This window comes from Sphingomonas sp. CFBP 13728 (assembly GCF_014841895.1).
Lineage (GTDB): Bacteria > Pseudomonadota > Alphaproteobacteria > Sphingomonadales > Sphingomonadaceae > Sphingomonas.
Map to the genome: position 1 here is coordinate 1,750,504 of NZ_JACYUS010000001.1, position 17,764 is coordinate 1,768,267.

The window sequence follows — 17,764 nt, forward strand, 5'->3', positions numbered from 1 at the left end:
ATCCTTCAGCATTCGACGACGTTGACGGCCAGGCCACCAAGCGACGTCTCCTTATATTGCGAGCGCATGTCCTCACCGGTCTGGCGCATCGTCTCGATCACCGCATCGAGGCTGACGATATGGCGACCGTCCCCCCGCAGCGCCAGATACGCGGCGTTGATCGCCTTGATCGCACCCATCGTGTTGCGCTCGATGCACGGGATCTGGACCAGCCCGCCGATCGGATCGCAGGTGAGGCCGAGGTTGTGCTCCATGCCGATCTCGGCCGCATTCTCGATCTGTTCGTTGGTCCCGCCGAGCGCCGCGACCAGCGCGCCCGCCGCCATCGAGCACGCGACGCCAACCTCGCCCTGGCACCCCATCTCCGCCGCCGAGATCGACGCGCGCTTCTTGTAGAGAAAGCCGATCGCCGCCGCGGTCAGCAGGAAGTCGTGTGCGCCCTTCGCCGTCGGGTCCTTGGTGAAATTCTCGTAGAAGCGCAGCACCGCCGGCAGCACGCCCGCCGCGCCGTTGGTCGGCGCGGTCACGACGCGGCCCCCCGCAGCATTCTCCTCGTTCACCGCAAGCGCATACAGGCTCACCCACTCGAACACCGCGGACGGATCCGCCGCGGTATCGCGTGCCTGCAACCCCTCGAACAGCGCCTTCGCCCGACGCGGCACCTTCAGCCCGCCCGGCAGGATACCGCCCTGCCGACACCCACGATCGATCGAGGCGAACATCGCGCCACGGACAGCCTCTAGGAACGCATCTGTCTCGCTCTCCGGCCGCCAGGCAATCTCGTTCTCACGGACGATGTCGGCGATCGTCATCCCCGTCGCATCACCGGTCGCGAGCAGTTCCGCCCCCGACGAAAAAGGCCGCGGCAACAGGATGTTCGCCTTGACCGGCCCCGAGCCCGCCTCGACGATCGCGCCGCCGCCGATCGAGAAATAGGTCCGCTCGACGCTGCGCCCGTCACCGAACGACGCGGTGAACGTCACCGCATTGGGATGCCCCGGCAGGAAAGTCTGCGCGTGGAACAGCAGATGCTGGCTCTCCTCGAACCCGATCTCGACCCGCTCCGCCAGCATCAGTCGCCCGCTCGACCTGATCGCCGCCAATCGCACGGGGATCAGGTCGGGATCGATCGTCTCGGGCTGCGCGCCACTCAAGCCCAGCATCACTGCGCTGTCGGTCGCATGCCCGCGCCCGGTCAGCGCCAGCGAACCATACAAGTCGACGCGCACCGCCACCGGCTTCTCGTCCGCGACCAGATCCGCGAACAACCACGCCGCGCGCATTGGCCCGACGGTATGCGAACTCGACGGTCCGATCCCGATCGTGAACAGGTCGAGGATGCTGATCGCCTGATGGCAATCGGGACGAGCGCGGGCGTGTTCGTCCGGGCGATCGACGGTCAACGGGTTCATGCCGAGATGCTCAGGCGGGATCGGCGACGACGTACGGCGCGCGATCCTCGCTCGGCGCGGCAAACTTGGCGGAAACGTCCATCGTCCTCGGCATCCTTCAACCCCTGACTCGCCAGCCGGTCACGACGGCCGGCCAGCCACACCGTAGCCACGGTCGACATCACAGTACGAGACGATGCCCCCCGTCGTCCATCCGAAGTGAGTGGAGGTATGGTCGACGAAACCCGGCTTCGCGGTTGCCCACGTCAAATATCAACGCGCTCGGCAACAGCGGCGTTTGGAAGCGCTCGCGCAGGCGGCTCCCGTTACAAAATGAGACTGCGCTGCAAGCCCACGGAGGATTACCGCGTGCGGTTAAAGGAATATCACTCTAACGAAAATTGGCGGAGACGGAGGGATTCGAACCCTCGGTACCAGTAAACCCGGTACGGCGGTTTAGCAAACCGCTGGTTTCAGCCACTCACCCACGTCTCCGGCTGCAGCAGATGCGGGGCTATAGCGAGGGTCGGGCGGCGGGGCAACGGCTGTAATGCGCTATTCCGACGCGAAATCGACACGGGCCGGTGGTTCGTTCATTGCGCGGCAAGGCGCATCTTGGTTACCTAGCCGCAGCGGGCGCATTCGCGTTCTGGGGAATAGTTGATCATGCGTAGCTTCTGGCTTGGCCTTGGCGTCCTTGCAGCCACCTTGTGCGGCGGTGCGCCGGGTATCGCGGCGGCACAGGTCCGCACGATCGATCCCAACCAGGCGATCGACGGCGACCTTTCCGCGCAGCCTTCGCAATATCGCGCCGGCCAGTCGGTTCCGCAGGCGACGACACAGCCGTCGCGGCCCGCCGATCAGGACGTTCCTGCCGAACCGACACCGGCGCCACCACCCGCGACGAACGCCCAGCGTCCCGAAACGCGTGCCGAGGCGACGATGCAGGCCGCCGACACCTATGAACGCGACGACCTGCTCGCCGCGGGCGAAGGCGTGTTCGGCAAGGGTGCAGCAGGGCTCGGCGGCATCCTCGAGAACATCCTGAAGGACCAGGGCCAGCCCAACGCCTATATCGCCGGCCGCGAGGCGTCCGGGGCATTCATCCTCGGCGTCCGCTACGGCTCGGGAATCATGAGCCACAAGGTCGAGGGCCAGCAGCCGGTCTATTGGACCGGGCCATCGGTCGGCTTCGACGTCGGCGGCGACGCGAACAAGGTTTTCGTGCTGGTCTACAACCTCTACGACACCGAAGAACTCTACAAGCGCTTCCCGGCCGTAGAAGGCCGGCTGTACCTCGTCGGCGGTTTCGCCGCGACCTATCTCCGCCGCGGCAACGTCGTCCTGATCCCGATCCGTCTTGGCGTCGGCTGGCGCGCAGGGGTGAACGTCGGATATATGAACATCACGCACAAATCGAGGTGGCTGCCGTTTTAGGCGAAGCGCGGCAGCGGGCCACGCCCCGCTGATTCGAGCAAGCCCGGCCGGCGGGCTTCAGCCCGGCCGACGACGTGGGCTTCGCCCACGGCGCGCGCCCAGACAACGAACCCGCTCAGGGCGCAACGCTAAAGCCACGCCCACAAGTTGACGCCTCCACCCCACACGCTACGCCTGAAAAATGGCAAAACCCGACCGTCTCGCCCGCCTCGACGCCCAGCGCGAGGACCTGGAAACCGAATATCGCGAAACGCTGATCGCGGCGCTCGAAAAGACCGCGTCCGGTTCGCTGGGCCTGTTCGACCGCACCGCGGACCGCCGCGTCCGCGCCGCGATCGCCCCGACGATCGACGCGCTCACCGAGATGGGCAGCGACATCGATTCGATGCGCGACCGCCTGATGCTGGAACCCTTCGCACTCCACCGCGACTTCTTCGCCGCGCGCGGTCCGGTCAGCGCCAGCGCGGTCGGCGAGCAGAAGGAAGCGCGGTTGTGGCTCGACCGGCTAAAGGTTTCGTCAGCCTGACGAATATTCGGGAATGCCCCTACCCCTCGAACCGCCACCCGACATTGGTCCCCGCGAGAAACGGCACCACCGCCGTATCCCCCGCGCCGACCGACGCGGGGACCTCGGCATCGCCGCGCACCAGCGTCACGGTGCCTTCGTTCAGCGGCAGCCCGTAGAAGCGCGCGCCGTGCTCGGAGGCAAACCCCTCGAACTTGTCGAGCGCACCTTCCTCGTCGAATACGCGCAGATACGCTTCCAGCGCGAACGGTGCGTTGAAGATGCCCGCGCATCCGCAGCCGGATTCCTTGGCGCCCACCACATGCGGCGCGCTGTCGGTCCCGAGAAAGAACCGCGGCGATCCCAACACCGCGGCGCGGCGCACGGCCAGTCGGTGCGTCTCGCGCTTCAGCACCGGCAGACAATAGGCGTGCGGACGAAGCCCCCCGTCGAACAGCGCGTTGCGGTTGATCAGCAGGTGCTGCGGCGTGATCGTCGCGGCGATCGGATGATCCGCCTCGGTCACGAACGCCGCGGCTTCGGCGGTCGTGATATGCTCCAGCACGATCTTCAGGCCGGGATAGTCGCGCACCAGCGGCGTCAGCACGCGCTCGACGAAGACGGCCTCGCGGTCGAAGATGTCGACCGACTTGTCGGTTACCTCGCCGTGGATCAGCAGCGGCATGCCGATCCGCTGCAACGTTTCCAGCACGCCGGTCAGCGCGCGGATATCGGTGACGCCGTGCGCCGAATTGGTCGTCGCATGCGCGGGGTACAGCTTGCACGCTGTGAAGACGCCCTCTGCATGGCCGCGCTCGATCTCCGCCGGATCGGTGCCGTCGGTGAGGTAACACGTCATCAACGGCGTGAAGTTCGCGCCCTCCCCCAGGGCCGCCATGATCCGCTCGCGATAGGCCTTCGCGGCCTCGATCGAGGTCACGGGCGGGGTCAGGTTCGGCATGATGATCGCGCGTGCGAACTGCCGCGCGGTATGGCGCGCCACAGTCTCCAGCATCGCGCCATCGCGCAGGTGGACGTGCCAGTCATCGGGGCGGCGGATCGTGAGGCGCTCGGTCATGCGGCCTTACTATCGGCGCGGGCCGCCGGATGCCAGACGTCGCCTGCTTGGAAATCGCGCCAGGCGCACTAGGTGGTGATCATGGACACTCCTGGAACGATGCTCGCCGATCGCAGCGTGATCCGCATCGCGGGCGAAGACGTGCGGGGCTTCCTGCAAGGGCTGGTCACCGCCGACACCACGTTGCTGACCCCCGCCACTCCGGCGTGGGCGGCATTGCTGTCGCCGCAGGGCAAGGCGCTGTTCGACTTCATCCTGTGGGCGGACGGCGGCGACGTGCTGATCGACGTCGAGGCTACGCAAGCCGAAGCGCTGACCAAGCGCCTGTCGCTCTACCGCCTGCGCCGCGCGATCACGTTCCAGTCCGATGCACTCAGGGTCCACTGGTCGCTCGGCGGCTCCCAAGGTGTGCCAGACCCTCGCCTTGCCGACCTCGGCCATCGCTGGCTCGCCCCGGAAGCAGCGCCCGCGACCGGGTGGCACGCGCACCGCCTGTCACTCGGGGTGCCTGAAGGCATCGCGGATCTCGGCAACGGCGAAACGCTCTGGCTCGAATGCAACGCTCGCGAGCTGAACGGCGTCAGTTTCACCAAGGGGTGTTACGTCGGCCAGGAAAACACCGCGCGGATGCATCACCGGTCTAAGGTCAACCGCCGCCTGGTCGTGGCGCCCTTCACCGAACCGAGCAACCGTACGCGTACGACCTACCCGGAGCTTGGCCTGATGGTCGAGCATCGTCGCGTCGAAGCTCTCGGCGACGCGGTGATCCCGACATGGCTCGCCGCCGCTCTAGCCGACGACGCGACGACCGTAGCGGATCGTTGAGGTCACATCGATCATGGTCGGCATCGTGTGATCCTTGTCCGGATGCGCGGGCATGGGGACGATAATATGCGCGGGTGCGAGGTCGGTGCAGTTTTGACCGGGCGATCGCGATCGTCGGCTCTCGGTATTGAAGTTCAAATCGCCAATCTGGCAGAGTTAGCTTGTTCCCCTGCGACGGCCGACGTTGCCTGGCACCACAAACGTCCACCAATTCGGCTCGGCCTTTCGCCGGGGTAGTGGTGGGTTGGCGATTTTCAGCGTGCTTCGTTCACGGTAGAAGATTTGTTCTCCCGCGAATGCGGGAGTCCAGTCTGGGCCCCCGCCTTCGCGGGGGACATCCTCCCGGTTGGGGTCAGTCGACCCAGTCGAGGCCCATGTCGCGGTAAACTTCGCGGTCTTCGTCCCAGCCGGGTTTGACCTTTACGTGCAGGTACAGGTGAACGGGCTTGCCGGTGATCGAGGACAGTTCGATGCGGGAGCGGGCGCCGATCTCCTTGATCCGGACGCCGCCCTTGCCGAGCACGATCGCGCGCTGCGTCGGGCGTTCGACCAGGATCTGCTGGTGGATTTCGAGGCTGCCGTCCTGGCGTTCGATATACTGCTCGGTCTCGATCGTGCTCGCATAGGGCAGCTCGGCGTGGAGCTGGAGATAGAGCTGCTCGCGGGTCACTTCGGACGCCAGCGCGCGTTCGGTCGAGTCGGAGACCTGGTCCTCGGGGTAGTGCCATGGGCCTTCTGGCATCGCCTTGGCGAGCTGCGTCTTGAAGTGGGCGAGGCCGTCGCCGCTGCCGGCGCTGATGAAGAACGTCTCGGCGAACGGGAGCAGCGCGTTCAGTTTCTCGGCGTGGATCAGCAGCTTGGTCTTGTCGGCGAGATCGACCTTGTTGAGGATCAGCCAGATCGGCTCGGTGCGGCCGACCAGCGACTCAACGATTGTGGTGACCTTGCCGCCGATCCCGCCCTTGGCGTCGACCACCAGTGCGATGATGTCGGAGCCCTCCGCGCCACCCCAGGCGGCGGCGACCATCGCGCGGTCGAAGCGGCGCTTGGGCTCGAAGATGCCGGGGGTGTCGACGAGCAGGATCTGCGTGTCTCCCTCGATCGCGACGCCCATCAGTTTTGCGCGCGTCGTCTGCGCCTTGGGGCTGACGATGGCGACCTTCTGGCCGACGAGCGCGTTGACGAGCGTCGACTTGCCCGCGTTCGGCGCGCCGACGATGGCGACTAGGCCGCAATGCTTGGGGGTGGAGATTTCAGGCGTGGTAGGTTCGGTCACTTAGGTTCTTTTCGGCATCGGGATATTCGGGGGCGGTCATACAGACAAAACGCCCTCGCGTCATTCCCGCCAAACTGCGGCCTCACTCGCCGGCGCGTCGGGCGCAGGCCGAGAAGAAACAGTTTGTTCGCGCAGAGGCGCAGAGGACGCAGAGGACGCAGAGATGAAGTGAATGAGGGGCGCACTCGCTGAACCAAACGCCGCCGAATAATCGGTGTCTTGCCGGGCACGACCTTGCCCCGATCGCACCATCTCCGCGTCCTCTGCGCCTCTGCGCGAACAAAACCTTCTTAGCCGAGCTTCTCGAGCAATGCCTTGGCCGCCGCGGTTTCGGCTTCCTGTTTGCTGGAGCCCGTCGCAGTCGCTTCGGCGAGTTTGCCGACTGACACCAGCATCGTGAATTTGGGGGCGTGGCCGGGGCCGGTGCGTTCTACGATGGTGTATTCGGGGGGCTTGCGGTTGTGGGCAGCGGCCCATTCCTGGAGCGCGGATTTGGGATGTTGCGGGGCCTTTGCGCCGGCTTGCACCCTGTCGCCCCAGGCGCCGCGGACGAAGGCGCGGGCGGCGTCGAGGCCGGCTTCCTGGTACCAGGCGCCGATCAGCGCTTCCATCACGTCGCCGAGCACGTTGTCGCTGTCGCTGGCGCCGTCGTCGCGGGCCTGCTTGCCGAGTTTGAGATGCGCGCGGACGCCGAGTTCGCGCGCGACGTCGGCGCAGACCGGGCCGGTGACGAGCGCGTTGAGGCGTTTCGACAACGAGCCTTCGGGGTCGGTCGCGAACAGTTCGTAGAGCCATTCGGCGATGATCAGGCCGAGGACGCGGTCGCCGAGGAACTCGAGTCGCTCGTAGTTCGCGGCGGCCTGGCTGCCGTGCGTCAGCGCGCGCTCATAGGGGGCGAGGTTGGTCGGTGCGCGGCCAAAGAGCGTCTTCAGCCAGCCGGCTAGGTCGCTCAAAAGCCTTCCCCGATACGGCTCCAGCGTGCGGCACTGACCCAGGTCCACGGCTTCAGCCATTCGGCATTGCCGTCGGTCGAGAAGAAGTTGACGACGGCCTTGCCCTCGACGTTCTCGAGCGGGACGTAGCCCATGCCCTGCGGTGCGGGGAACCGGCTGTCGCCGCTGTCGTCGCGGTTGTCGCCCATCACGAAGATGTGGCCTGCCGGGATCGTGTAGAGCCCGGTGTCGTCGCGGTCGGGGAGTTCGACCTGGTCGAGGACTTCGTAGCTGCGGCCGCCGGGAAGCGTTTCCCGGAAGCGGGGGTAGCGGCAGATCTGGACGTTTGCGACAACGTCGACGAACGGCGCGCCGCATTTCTCGGCGTTGAAGTTCTCGGTCAGTGGGATCGTGAAGTCGGCGATGCGCTGCTTCGGGATTGCCTTGCCGTTGAGGTAAACGGTGCCCTGACGCATCTGGACGGTCTCGCCGGGGAGGCCGATGACGCGCTTGATGACGTCGTGGTCGAGCACTTCGGGTGCGCGGAAGACGACGACGTCGCCGCGCGTGGGCGTGCTGCCGAAGATGCGGCCGGGGATCAGCGGGATACCGGCGGGGAGCGACCAGCGCGAATAGCCGTAGTTCCACTTCGAGACGAAGAGATAGTCGCCGATCAGCAGCCGGGGCAGCATCGATTCGGACGGGATGCTGAACGGCGCGAAGATGAAGCTGCGCAGGATCAGCACGACCAGCGCGAGCTTCAGTAGGAAGCGGAACGTTTCGCTCGTTTCGGAACGTACGGGTTTGGTCTTCACGTCATTTGCCATGTGTGCGGGTTTGCGCAGACCGCGCCTATCGTCAAGCGTGTGCGGGATACGTGTCACCGAAAGAGCGTTGTCGCGGTCTCGCGCTTGCAGCATGACCGGCGCGCACGTCTATCCGGAGAAGTAGCATGACCGCCGACTGGTCCAAGATCGAAGCCCTGCCCGCCACCAAGCTGACCGACCTGTTCGCGGCGGACTCGGAGCGCCTCTCGAAGCTGAGCCTCGATGTCGCGGGGATCCACTTCGACTGGTCGAAGACGCATCTGACGACGGACATGGTCACCGCGTTCGAGGAAATGGCGAAGGCGCAGGACCTGTCGGGCAAGCGCCAGGCGCTGTTCTCGGGCGAGGTCGTCAACGTCACCGAGGGCCGCGCGGTCGAGCACACCGCCGAGCGCGGCGAGGGCAAGCCCGAGAGCGTCGCGATCGCGCAGGCGAGCCACCAGCGGATGCGGACGCTGATCGACGCGATCGAGGCGGAGGCGCTGGGTCCGGTCCGACATATCCTGCATGTCGGGATTGGCGGGTCGGCGCTGGGGCCGCAGTTGCTGGTCGATGCGCTGGGGCGTGACGACAAAAGGTACGACGTGGCGATCGTGGCGAATGTCGATGGCGTCGCGCTGGAGGACGTGTTCGCGAAGTTCGATCCGGCGGCGACGCTGCTGGTGGTCGCGTCGAAGACGTTCACCACGACCGAGACGCTGATGAACGCCGAAAGCGTGCTGCAGTGGATGACTGAACATAATGTCGAGGATCCGTATGGCCGCGTGATCGCGCTGACCGCGTCGCCTGAGAAGGCGATGGAGTGGGGCGTCGACGAGACGCGCATCCTGCCGTTCGCGGAGAGCGTCGGCGGGCGGTATTCGCTGTGGTCGACGATCGGTTTCCCAGCGGCGATCGCGCTGGGGTGGGACCGGTTCGAGGAGTTGCTCGAGGGTGCGGCCGAGATGGATCGCCATTTCCGGCTTTCGGCACTTCACGAGAACGCGCCGGCGCTCGCGGCGTTCGCGGACCTGTATTACACGCAGATCCGCCATGCCGAGACGCGCGCGCCGTTCGCGTATGACGAGCGGTTGCGGTTGCTGCCGAGCTATCTCCAGCAGCTGGAGATGGAGTCGAACGGCAAGTCGGTGACGGTCGACGGGCAGCCGCTCGGGCGGCCGTCGGCGGCGATCACCTGGGGTGGCGTCGGCACCGAGGCGCAGCATGCGGTGTTCCAGTTGCTCCACCAGGGTACGCATCTGGTGCCGGTCGAGTTCATCGCGGTGATCGAGCCGGGCGATACGTTGCCCGAGGAGCATCACCGGGCGCTGTTGCTGAACGCGTTCGCACAGGGTGCGGCGTTGATGGCGGGCAAGCAGGTCGAGGATCCGGCGCGGAGCTATTCGGGCGATCGGCCGTCTTCGACGTTGCTGCTCGACGATCTGGATGCGCCGACGCTGGGCGCGTTGATCGCGTTTTATGAGCACCGGGTGTTCGTGAACGGGGTGCTGCTGGGGATCAACTCGTTCGACCAGTTCGGGGTCGAGCTGGGCAAGGAAATGGCGAAGGCTGCTGAGAAGGGCGGGCAGACGTTCGATCCCTCGACCGACGATCTGATCAAGCGCGCGTTCGGGTAATTCCGAGAGGAAACCTCTTTCGTGTTCCCCCGCGGAGGCGGGGGCCCAGGATACCATCCACAGCGCTTGCGATCCTGGGCTCCCGCCTTCGCGGGAGAACTAGAGGGCGCGGGAGAACTGGAGAGGCTGAGGCGTTACATCCTCATGCCTTTATTCCTTGCCGTCGCGCTTGCCGCCTCCCCTACCGTCACGCAAATGAAGTGGGAGCGGCGCGTGTTGATCGTCTCCGCCTCGACCGCTGAAGACTCCGCGCTCGCCGAGCAACTTCGTATCCTGGCCGCTTGGAAGACCCACGCCGCCGCTCGCGACCTCACGATTGTCGAAGTTGTCGGCGATACAGTCCGCGGCGCGAGTGACCCAGCCGCAGCGCTTCGCCGCAGATACCACCTCCCCACCAGCTTCACCGCGATCCTGATCGGAAAGGACGGCGGCGAGAAACTCCGTAGTGCCAAGCCCTTCCCCACCGCCGCGCTGGAGGCGACGATCGACGCGATGCCGATGCGCAAGGCGGGGCAGCGATAGGCTGAGCCGATCAGCGTGATCGCCGCGCCGGGGTTGTGGCGTCGCGCCCCCTGCCCCAGATGGCATGCAAAGCCGCCCCGCGGCACGCGACCTACGAGGACTGCCCGTGACCGAGACCACATCCGCGACCGACACCCAATTCGACTATGACCTGTTCGTCATCGGCGCAGGCTCGGGCGGGACGCGTGCGTCGCGCGTCGCCGCCGCGCATGGCGCGCGCGTTGCGGTCGCGGAGGAGTACCGGGTCGGTGGGACCTGCGTCATCCGCGGCTGCGTACCGAAGAAGCTGCTGATCTACGGCGCGCATTTTGCCGAGGATTTGAAGGACGCCAAGCGGTTCGGCTGGCAAGTGCCGGACAACTGCGCGTTCAGCTGGCCGACGCTGCGCGACAACGTCATGGAGGAGGTCGACCGGATCAACGGCGCCTACACGACGACGCTCCAGAACAACCACGTCGACATCATCCACCAGCGTGCGGTCGTCTCCGGGCCGAACGAAGTCACGCTTGCCGATGGCACCACGAAGACCGCCGCCAAGATCCTGATCGCGGTCGGTGCGCATCCGCTGGTGCCCGAGTTCCCCGGTGCCGAGCACGGCATCACCTCGAACGAAGTCTTCCATCTCGACGACGTGCCGAAGCGCGTGCTGATCGCCGGCGCGGGCTATATCGCCAACGAGTTCGCTGGGATTTTCCATCAGTTCGGATCGCACGTGACGCTGGTCAATCGGACCGACGTGATCCTGCGCGGCTATGACGAGTCGATCCGCGACCGCCTGCTCCAGATCTCGATGAGCAAGGGAATCGATTTTCGGTTCAACGCGGCGTTCGAGAGCATCGAGAAGGACTCGGATGGCTGCCTGACGGTCAAGATGAGCGGGCATGAGCCGATCGTCGTCGATCTCGTGATGTTCGCTACCGGCCGTTTGCCTAATACGAAGGGCTTGGGGCTCGATACCGCGGGCGTCGAGATGGACGCGGCCGGCGCGGTGATCGTCGACGAGGATAATCGGTCGAGCTGCGACTCGATCTTCGCGGTCGGCGATGTCACCAACCGCATCCAGCTGACCCCGGTCGCGATCCGCGAGGGGCAGGCGTTCGCCGACACGTTCTTCGGCGGCAAGCCGACGCGCGTGGATTATGCCAACGTGCCCGCCGCGGTGTTCAGCCATCCGCCGATGGCGGGCGTCGGCATGACCGAGTCGCAGGCGCGGGAAGCACTCGGGTCGGTCAGGGTGTATTCGAGCGACTTCCGGCCGATGAAGAACGTGCTGGCGGGCCGTAACGAGCGGTCGCTGTACAAGATGATCTGCGATGGCGAGACCGACCGGGTGGTCGGCATCCACATGATCGGGCCGGACTGTCCGGAGATCTTGCAATCGGCTGCGGTGGCGGTGAAGGCCGGCCTGACCAAAGCTGATTTCGACGCGACGGTCGCGCTGCATCCGACGATGGCGGAAGAGCTTGTCTTGATGAAGTGAGGGGCGGCCCCGCTTCAAGCGTGTTCTACCGCGAAGGCGGTAGCCCAGCCTGGGCCCCCGCCTTCGCGGGGGAACACGTCAGGTGGCGGTGAAATTGCCGGGACGGCGTTCGCTGACGGCGCGTACACCCTCTGCGAAGTCGTTGGTCTTCTGCAACCAGGCTTGTTCGGCGAGTTCGTGATCGGTCTGCGACTGGACCAAAGCGAACAGGTCTCCGCGCATCGTCTTTCGCGTCGAGCCGACCGCGAGCGGCGCGCCGGCTGCTATCTCCTTTGCGAGCGACAGCGCTTCGGCGCGCAACCGGTCCGCCGGAACGACTGCGTCCACCAAACCCCAGGCCTCAGCCTGCTCCGCCCGGATGCGGCGCCCTGTCAGGTTCATCAGCAGTGCACGCTGGCGACCGATCACGCGCTCCAGCACCGCGGAGATACCGAAGCCGGGGTGGAAGCCGATCTGAACGAAGTTGGCGACGAACTTCGCCTCGGGCGAGGCCACGCGGAAATCGGCGACGAGCGCGAGGCCAAGCCCCGCCCCGACCGCAGCACCCTGGATCGCGGCGACGACCGGCGTCTCGACCGCGAACAGCTTGGCGGCGGCGACGTAGAACGGGTTGCGCTCGCCCTCGGTCCGCTCCGCGGCGACCGGATTGGCGTTGACGAGGTCCGCGCCCGCACAGAACACCTTGCCCTCGGATTGCAGGACGATCGCGCGGACGTCGCGGTCGGCATCCGCGGCGGCGAACGCAGCGCCGATTGCCTCGATCAGCGCGAGATCGGCGAAGTTGTACGGCGGCCGCGCGAACGTGACGATCGCGACATGCCCGTCGCGGGTGACGTCGACGCCGTTTGTGCGAGCCTGATCGGTCATTGCATTCTCCTCGAAGCCGTCTCGATATCCGCCCGCGTGCGTGCCGGATAGCGTCAAAACACTTTCAAACGATCGTGCCACCACCTAGATCATCTGCATACCCGATCCTCGAAAGGTTCCAGCATGCGTGAAGCCGTCATCGTCTCGACCGCCCGTACCGCTATCGGCAAGGCGTATCGGGGGGCGTTCAATGCGACCGAGGCGCCGGTGCTGGCGGGGCACGTCATGAACGCGGTCGTCGAGCGCGCAGGGGTAGATCCGGCGCGGATCGACGAGGTATTCTGGGGCGTCGGCAATCAATGGGGTACGCAGGGCGGGAACGCCGGGCGGATGGCGATCTTTGCGGGTGGGCTGCCGGAGTCGGTGCCGGCGTTCACGCTCGATCGGAAGTGCGGGTCAGGGCTGACGGCGGTAGCGCTCGCGGCGCGGACGATCATGTGCGACGAGGCGGATGTCGCGCTGGCGGGCGGGATGGAGTCGATCAGCTATACCGTGACGAAGGACGCGCCGCGCTTCGTCAATGCGAGCGTCGTGGCGAAGGAGCCGGCGGCGTATATTCCGATGATCGAGACCGCGGAGATCGTCGCGGAGAAATACGGCATCAGCCGCGAGGCGCAGGACGAATACGCCGCGATGAGCCAGCAGCGTGCCGCCGCGGGGCTGGCGAGCGGAGCGTTCGCCGAGGAGATCGTGCCGATCACGGTCGAGAAGGCGCTGTACGACAAGCAGGGCGCGCATGCCGGGATCGAGAGCGTTACCTTGTCGCAGGACGAGGGCATTCGGGCGGGGACGACGCTGGAGGGGCTGCGCGGGCTGAAGACGGTTTGGCCGGGTGGCGAGTTCTCGGGGCCGGGGTCGAGCGTGACTGCGGGCAATGCGAGCCAGTTGTCGGACGGGGCTTCTGCGCAGTTGCTCATGGACCGCAAGACCGCGGAGGCCGAGGGCAAGGACATCCTCGGCATCTATCGCGGGTTCCAGGCGGCGGGGTGCAGCCCGGCGGAAATGGGGATCGGGCCGATCTTCGCGATCCCGAAACTGCTCGAGCGCGCGGAGTTGTCGGTTGGTGACATCGGGTTGTGGGAGCTGAACGAGGCGTTCGCGTCGCAGTGCCTGTATTGTCGGGATTTCCTCGGGATCGATCCGGAGAAGTACAACGTCAACGGCGGCGCGATCGCGGTCGGGCACCCGTTCGGGATGACGGGGTCGCGGCTGGTCGGGCATGCGCTGATCGAGGGGCGCAAGCGCGGGGTGCGCTATGTCGTGGTGTCGATGTGCACCGCGGGGGGCATGGGCGCGGCGGGGTTGTTCGAGATCGTCTGACGCGGGCGCCAACGTGGCGTGCCCTCACCCTTCCCACGGCGAAGACGCCGCGGGCCCCTTCCCTCTCCCCGATGGGAGAGGGTGTAGTTGCCAAGACATCGGCGGCGGCGCAGGTTCGGGACTTCTCGGATAGGGATGCGGGCTATGACGACGGCATTGATCACCGGCGCATCGGCGGGGTTGGGCGAAGGCTTTGCGCGGGCGCTTGCGGCTGAGGGCAAGGCGCTGATCCTGACCGCGCGTCGGGTCGATCGGTTGGAGGCGCTGGCGGCCGAACTGCGTACGGCGCACGGCGTCACAGTGCATGTGTTTGCCGCCGATCTTGCGGATCAGGCTGGTCCGGACACGCTCATTGCTGCCATCGCAGCCGCCGCATTGCCGATCGACATACTCGTCAACAATGCCGGGTTCGGTGCGCGGGGCGATTTCGCGGAACTGGGTAGCGCGCTGCAACTGGGCATGATCGACCTCAATTGTCGTGCCTTGGTGGCGCTGACGCATGCCGTGCTGCCGCAGATGATCGCGCGTGGATCAGGCGGGATCCTCAACCTCGCCTCGGTCGCGTCGTTCCAGCCGGGGCCGTGGATGGCGGTCTATTACGCGAGCAAGGCGTTCGTGCTGAGCTTTTCCGAAGCGTTGCACGAGGAGGTGAAGGGCAAGGGCGTGCGTGTGGCGGCGCTGTGCCCCGGGCCGACGCGGACCGAGTTCGCCGATGTGGCGGGGCTTGGCGATACCGCGCTGTTCGAACGACTGGCGAGTGATCCGGCGGCAGTGGTGCGCGACGGGTTGGCGGCGCTGGCGGCAAACCGGGCGGTGAAGGTGTCCGGTGCGCTGAACTTCGCGATGGCCGAGGGGATACGGTTTACGCCGCGGAGTCTTGCGCGGCGGATCGCGGGGTCTTTGCAGAAGGCTCGGGGGTGACTGGGTAGAGGGGATCCTAAGCAGGGGCCCCGCTTGCCGCCCCCTACGTCAGGCGTTGCCTGCCACCTCCCCCTGGCGGGGGAGGATTGTTTTGGCACTTCACATGGTAAGGCGTAGGCGCGCGACGGTTGGCGGCTGACCATGCCGGTTATGGTGATCTGACCGCCGCGATCGACGATGTCGCCGTCGATCATGCCGCTGACGAGCACCGTCGCGCCGGGTTCGACGATCAGCGTACCGTCGATCATCCCGGCGATCTCGGCGGTGGCGCCGGCCGGGACGATCGCGGTGCCGTCGAGCATGCCGTCGAACTTACCCTCGATCGTCAGGTCGCCGCGGTGCATGCCCTTCATGCTCGCTCAGTCGGCGAAAAGCAGGACGGGGGTTTCGAGGTACTTCTTGAGGCCTTGCACGAAGCTCGCTGCGTCCCAGCCGTCGACGACGCGGTGGTCGCAGCTGATCGAGAGGTTCATCAGTTTTGCGCGTACTACATCGTCGCCCTTGAAAATTGGGCGTTCGACGATCTTGTTGGGGCCGATGATCGCGACTTCGGGGCGGTTGATTACCGGGGTCGTGGCGATGCCGCCGAGCGGGCCGAGCGAGGTCACCGTGATCGTGCCGCCGCCCATTTCACTGGGCGCGAGCTTGCCGGCGCGGGCGGCTTCGGCGAGGCGGGTGATCTCGGTGGCGAGCTGCCAGACGTTGCGGTCCTGCGCGTCGCGGATCACGGGGACGGTGAGCCCCGCGTCGGTCTGCGCGGCCATGCCGAGATGGATGGCGCCGTGGCGCGTGACCACGCCCGCTTCGTCGTCGTAGCGCGCGTTCATCATCGGGAAGTCGGGGATCGTCTTGCAGATCGCGACGATCATCAGCGGCAGCATCGTCAGCTTGGGGCGACCGCCGCGGTTGGCGTTTAGGTCGGCGCGCATCGCTTCCAAAGCGGTGACGTCGATCTCGTCGACATAGGTGAAGTGCGGGATCGCGCGCTTCGACGCGGCCATGTTCTCGGCGATGCGGCGACGCATGCCGATGACCTTGATGGGTTGGTCTTCGCGGGCGCGCGATGCGTGCGGGGGATGATAGCCTTCGCCCGAGCCGTAGCGGAGATAGGCGTCGAGGTCGGCGTGGCGGACTCGGTCGGAGTCGGTCTTTACCGAGGCGAGGTCGATGCCGAGATCGCGTGCGCGGGCGCGGACTGCGGGGGATGCGAGGGCGTGGGCTTTCTGCTCCGCCTCAGCCGCAGGGACGGCGTGCGCCTTCTGCTCCCTCTCCCCGGCGGGGAGAGGGCTAGGGTGAGGGGTCGGGGCAGTTGCCGGCGTTTGCGCCTGGGGCTGCCCCTCACCCCGATCATCTCCCCGGAGGGGAGAGGGAGGTGTCTCGACCACCTCTTCGACGCCGGGGTTTTCGGCTTCGTATTGTTCGGCGGTCTCGGCCTGGGCCGACGTCAGCGGCGCGGCGACGACTTCGTCTGCGGCATCGACCGCATCCGTCTCGATAACCACCAGCGCAGCGCCGATCGACACCTGGTCTCCGACTTCGCCCGCGAGTTCGACGACGACGCCGGTCACCGGCGATTCCATCTCGACTGTGGCCTTGTCGGTCATCATGTCGGCGATCGGGGAATCCTCCTCGACGCGGTCGCCGATGGCGACGTGCCATGCGACGATCTCGGCCTCGGAGATGCCTTCGCCGATGTCCGGCAGTTTGAAGGTGAAGCGGGCCATTATGCGTCCTTCATGATCTTTTTCAGGGCTTCGCCGATGCGGACCGGCCCCGGGAAATACGCCCATTCGAGGCTGTGCGGGTACGGCGTGTCGAACCCGGTCACGCGCTCGATCGGTGCCTCGAGATGGTAGAAACAGCGTTCCTGGACGATCGCCGACAGCTCCGCGCCGAACCCGCTCGTGCGAGTCGCCTCGTGGACGATCATGCAGCGACCGGTCTTCTTCACCGACGCCTCGATCGTCTCGATGTCGAGCGGCACGAGCGTCCGCAGGTCGACGATCTCGGCGTCGATCCCGGCCTCGCCGACGACCGCCGCGCAGACATGGACCATCGTGCCGTAGGCGAGGATCGTGAGCGCCTCGCCCGCGCGGACGATCTTCGCCTTGCCGAGCTCGATCTTGTAATAGCCGGTGGGGACTTCGCCGGCCGGATGCTTCGACCAGTTCTGCGACGGGCGATCCCAATAGCCGTCGAACGGGCCGTTGTAGATGCGCTTGGGCTCGAAGAAGAGCGTAGGATCATTGTCCTCGATCGCGGCGATCAGCAGGCCCTTGGCATCGTAGGGCGTCGACGGGATCACCGTCTTGATGCCAGACATGTGGGTGAACAGCCCCTCCGGCGACTGGCTGTGCGTCTGGCCGCCGAAGATGCCGCCGCCGAACGGCGAGCGGACCGTGATCGGCGAGGTGAACTCGCCCGCCGAGCGGTAGCGCAGACGCGCGGCTTCGGAGACGAGCTGGTCGAGCGCGGGGTAGATGTAATCCGCGAACTGGATCTCGGGGACGGGGCGCAGGCCGTACGCGCCCATCCCGACAGCGACGCCGATGATGCCGCATTCGGTGATGGGGGTGTCGAACACGCGGGTCTTGCCGTGCTTGGCCTGGAGTCCGGCGGTCGCGCGGAAGACGCCGCCGAAATAGCCGACGTCCTCGCCCATGACGATCACGTCGGGGTCGCGCTCCATCATGATGTCCATGGCGGAGTTGATCGCCTGGATCATGTTCATGCGCGTGGTGGGTTCGGCGTCCGTGGCCTCGGACCC

16 protein-coding genes and 1 tRNA gene are annotated in these 17,764 nt (G+C 66.3%); 8 read left to right on the forward strand and 9 right to left on the reverse strand.

Annotated features, from left to right (window positions below; all coding sequences use genetic code 11):
* Positions 1 to 5: 5 nt before the first annotated feature.
* Together IFT67_RS07855 and IFT67_RS07860 are read right to left on the reverse strand one after the other, a co-directional pair.
* Positions 6 to 1,412 (reverse strand): L-serine ammonia-lyase, encoded by a 1,407-nt coding sequence (locus IFT67_RS07855; protein ID WP_192146028.1) that lies wholly within the window; start codon positions 1,410 to 1,412, stop codon positions 6 to 8.
* A 381-nt stretch (positions 1,413 to 1,793) separates the two neighbouring features.
* Positions 1,794 to 1,886, reverse strand: a tRNA-Ser gene (locus tag IFT67_RS07860).
* 171 nt (positions 1,887 to 2,057) lie between these two features.
* Here IFT67_RS07860 and IFT67_RS07865 point away from each other — a divergent pair.
* Both IFT67_RS07865 and IFT67_RS07870 read left to right on the forward strand, forming a co-directional pair.
* A complete protein-coding gene (locus IFT67_RS07865) occupies positions 2,058 to 2,828 on the forward strand; it encodes a DUF1134 domain-containing protein (RefSeq protein ID WP_192146030.1) in 771 nt (256 codons plus the stop codon).
* A 181-nt stretch (positions 2,829 to 3,009) separates the two neighbouring features.
* Positions 3,010 to 3,354 (forward strand): hypothetical protein, encoded by a 345-nt coding sequence (locus IFT67_RS07870; protein ID WP_192146032.1) that lies wholly within the window; start codon positions 3,010 to 3,012, stop codon positions 3,352 to 3,354.
* Positions 3,355 to 3,373: 19 nt separating this feature from the next.
* On the opposite strand, the gene pyrC is transcribed toward IFT67_RS07870, so the two are convergent.
* Positions 3,374 to 4,411 carry a dihydroorotase gene (gene pyrC, locus IFT67_RS07875; RefSeq protein WP_192146034.1) on the reverse strand — a complete coding sequence of 346 codons (1,038 nt, stop codon included), beginning with the start codon at positions 4,409 to 4,411 and terminating at the stop codon, positions 3,374 to 3,376.
* 81 nt (positions 4,412 to 4,492) lie between these two features.
* Here pyrC and ygfZ point away from each other — a divergent pair, with 81 nt between their 5' ends.
* Complete coding sequence (gene ygfZ, locus IFT67_RS07880; protein WP_244647200.1) at positions 4,493 to 5,236, forward strand: CAF17-like 4Fe-4S cluster assembly/insertion protein YgfZ; 744 nt, start codon at positions 4,493 to 4,495, stop codon at positions 5,234 to 5,236.
* 352 nt (positions 5,237 to 5,588) lie between these two features.
* Here ygfZ and era read toward each other — a convergent pair whose 3' ends face one another.
* The 3 genes from era to lepB all read right to left on the reverse strand — a co-directional run bounded on the left by era (position 5,589) and on the right by lepB (position 8,271).
* Positions 5,589 to 6,512: a GTPase Era gene (gene era, locus IFT67_RS07885; RefSeq protein WP_342450580.1), complete on the reverse strand. Its 924-nt coding sequence runs from the start codon at positions 6,510 to 6,512 to the stop codon at positions 5,589 to 5,591.
* Between the two features lie 290 nt (positions 6,513 to 6,802).
* On the reverse strand, positions 6,803 to 7,465 hold the full coding sequence (gene rnc, locus IFT67_RS07890; RefSeq protein ID WP_107954640.1) for a ribonuclease III: 663 nt from the start codon (positions 7,463 to 7,465) through the stop codon (positions 6,803 to 6,805).
* On the reverse strand, positions 7,462 to 8,271 hold the full coding sequence (lepB, locus tag IFT67_RS07895; protein WP_192146038.1) for a signal peptidase I: 810 nt from the start codon (positions 8,269 to 8,271) through the stop codon (positions 7,462 to 7,464). Before lepB ends, rnc begins: the two co-directional genes overlap by 4 nt.
* A gap of 125 nt (positions 8,272 to 8,396) precedes the next feature.
* Between lepB and pgi the strand changes: the two genes are divergently transcribed.
* The 3 genes from pgi (at position 8,397) to gorA (ending at position 11,889) form a co-directional block, all read left to right on the forward strand.
* Positions 8,397 to 9,887 (forward strand): glucose-6-phosphate isomerase, encoded by a 1,491-nt coding sequence (pgi, locus tag IFT67_RS07900; protein WP_192146040.1) that lies wholly within the window; start codon positions 8,397 to 8,399, stop codon positions 9,885 to 9,887.
* Positions 9,888 to 10,031: 144 nt separating this feature from the next.
* On the forward strand, positions 10,032 to 10,409 hold the full coding sequence (locus IFT67_RS07905) for a DUF4174 domain-containing protein (protein WP_192146042.1): 378 nt from the start codon (positions 10,032 to 10,034) through the stop codon (positions 10,407 to 10,409).
* Between the two features lie 106 nt (positions 10,410 to 10,515).
* Positions 10,516 to 11,889 (forward strand): glutathione-disulfide reductase, encoded by a 1,374-nt coding sequence (gene gorA, locus IFT67_RS07910; RefSeq protein WP_342450582.1) that lies wholly within the window; start codon positions 10,516 to 10,518, stop codon positions 11,887 to 11,889.
* 78 nt (positions 11,890 to 11,967) lie between these two features.
* On the opposite strand, the gene IFT67_RS07915 is transcribed toward gorA, so the two are convergent.
* Positions 11,968 to 12,756 carry an enoyl-CoA hydratase/isomerase family protein gene (locus IFT67_RS07915; RefSeq protein WP_192146046.1) on the reverse strand — a complete coding sequence of 263 codons (789 nt, stop codon included), beginning with the start codon at positions 12,754 to 12,756 and terminating at the stop codon, positions 11,968 to 11,970.
* A 123-nt stretch (positions 12,757 to 12,879) separates the two neighbouring features.
* Between IFT67_RS07915 and IFT67_RS07920 the strand changes: the two genes are divergently transcribed.
* Positions 12,880 to 14,076 (forward strand): thiolase family protein, encoded by a 1,197-nt coding sequence (locus IFT67_RS07920; RefSeq protein WP_192146048.1) that lies wholly within the window; start codon positions 12,880 to 12,882, stop codon positions 14,074 to 14,076.
* A gap of 144 nt (positions 14,077 to 14,220) precedes the next feature.
* On the forward strand, positions 14,221 to 14,997 hold the full coding sequence (locus IFT67_RS07925; protein WP_192146050.1) for an SDR family NAD(P)-dependent oxidoreductase: 777 nt from the start codon (positions 14,221 to 14,223) through the stop codon (positions 14,995 to 14,997).
* 359 nt (positions 14,998 to 15,356) lie between these two features.
* On the opposite strand, the gene IFT67_RS07930 is transcribed toward IFT67_RS07925, so the two are convergent.
* Together IFT67_RS07930 and IFT67_RS07935 are read right to left on the reverse strand one after the other, a co-directional pair.
* Positions 15,357 to 16,721: a dihydrolipoamide acetyltransferase family protein gene (locus IFT67_RS07930; RefSeq protein WP_192146052.1), complete on the reverse strand. Its 1,365-nt coding sequence runs from the start codon at positions 16,719 to 16,721 to the stop codon at positions 15,357 to 15,359.
* Positions 16,721 to 17,728 (reverse strand): alpha-ketoacid dehydrogenase subunit beta, encoded by a 1,008-nt coding sequence (locus IFT67_RS07935; protein WP_192146606.1) that lies wholly within the window; start codon positions 17,726 to 17,728, stop codon positions 16,721 to 16,723. Before IFT67_RS07935 ends, IFT67_RS07930 begins: the two co-directional genes overlap by 1 nt.
* Positions 17,729 to 17,764: the final 36 nt, after the last annotated feature.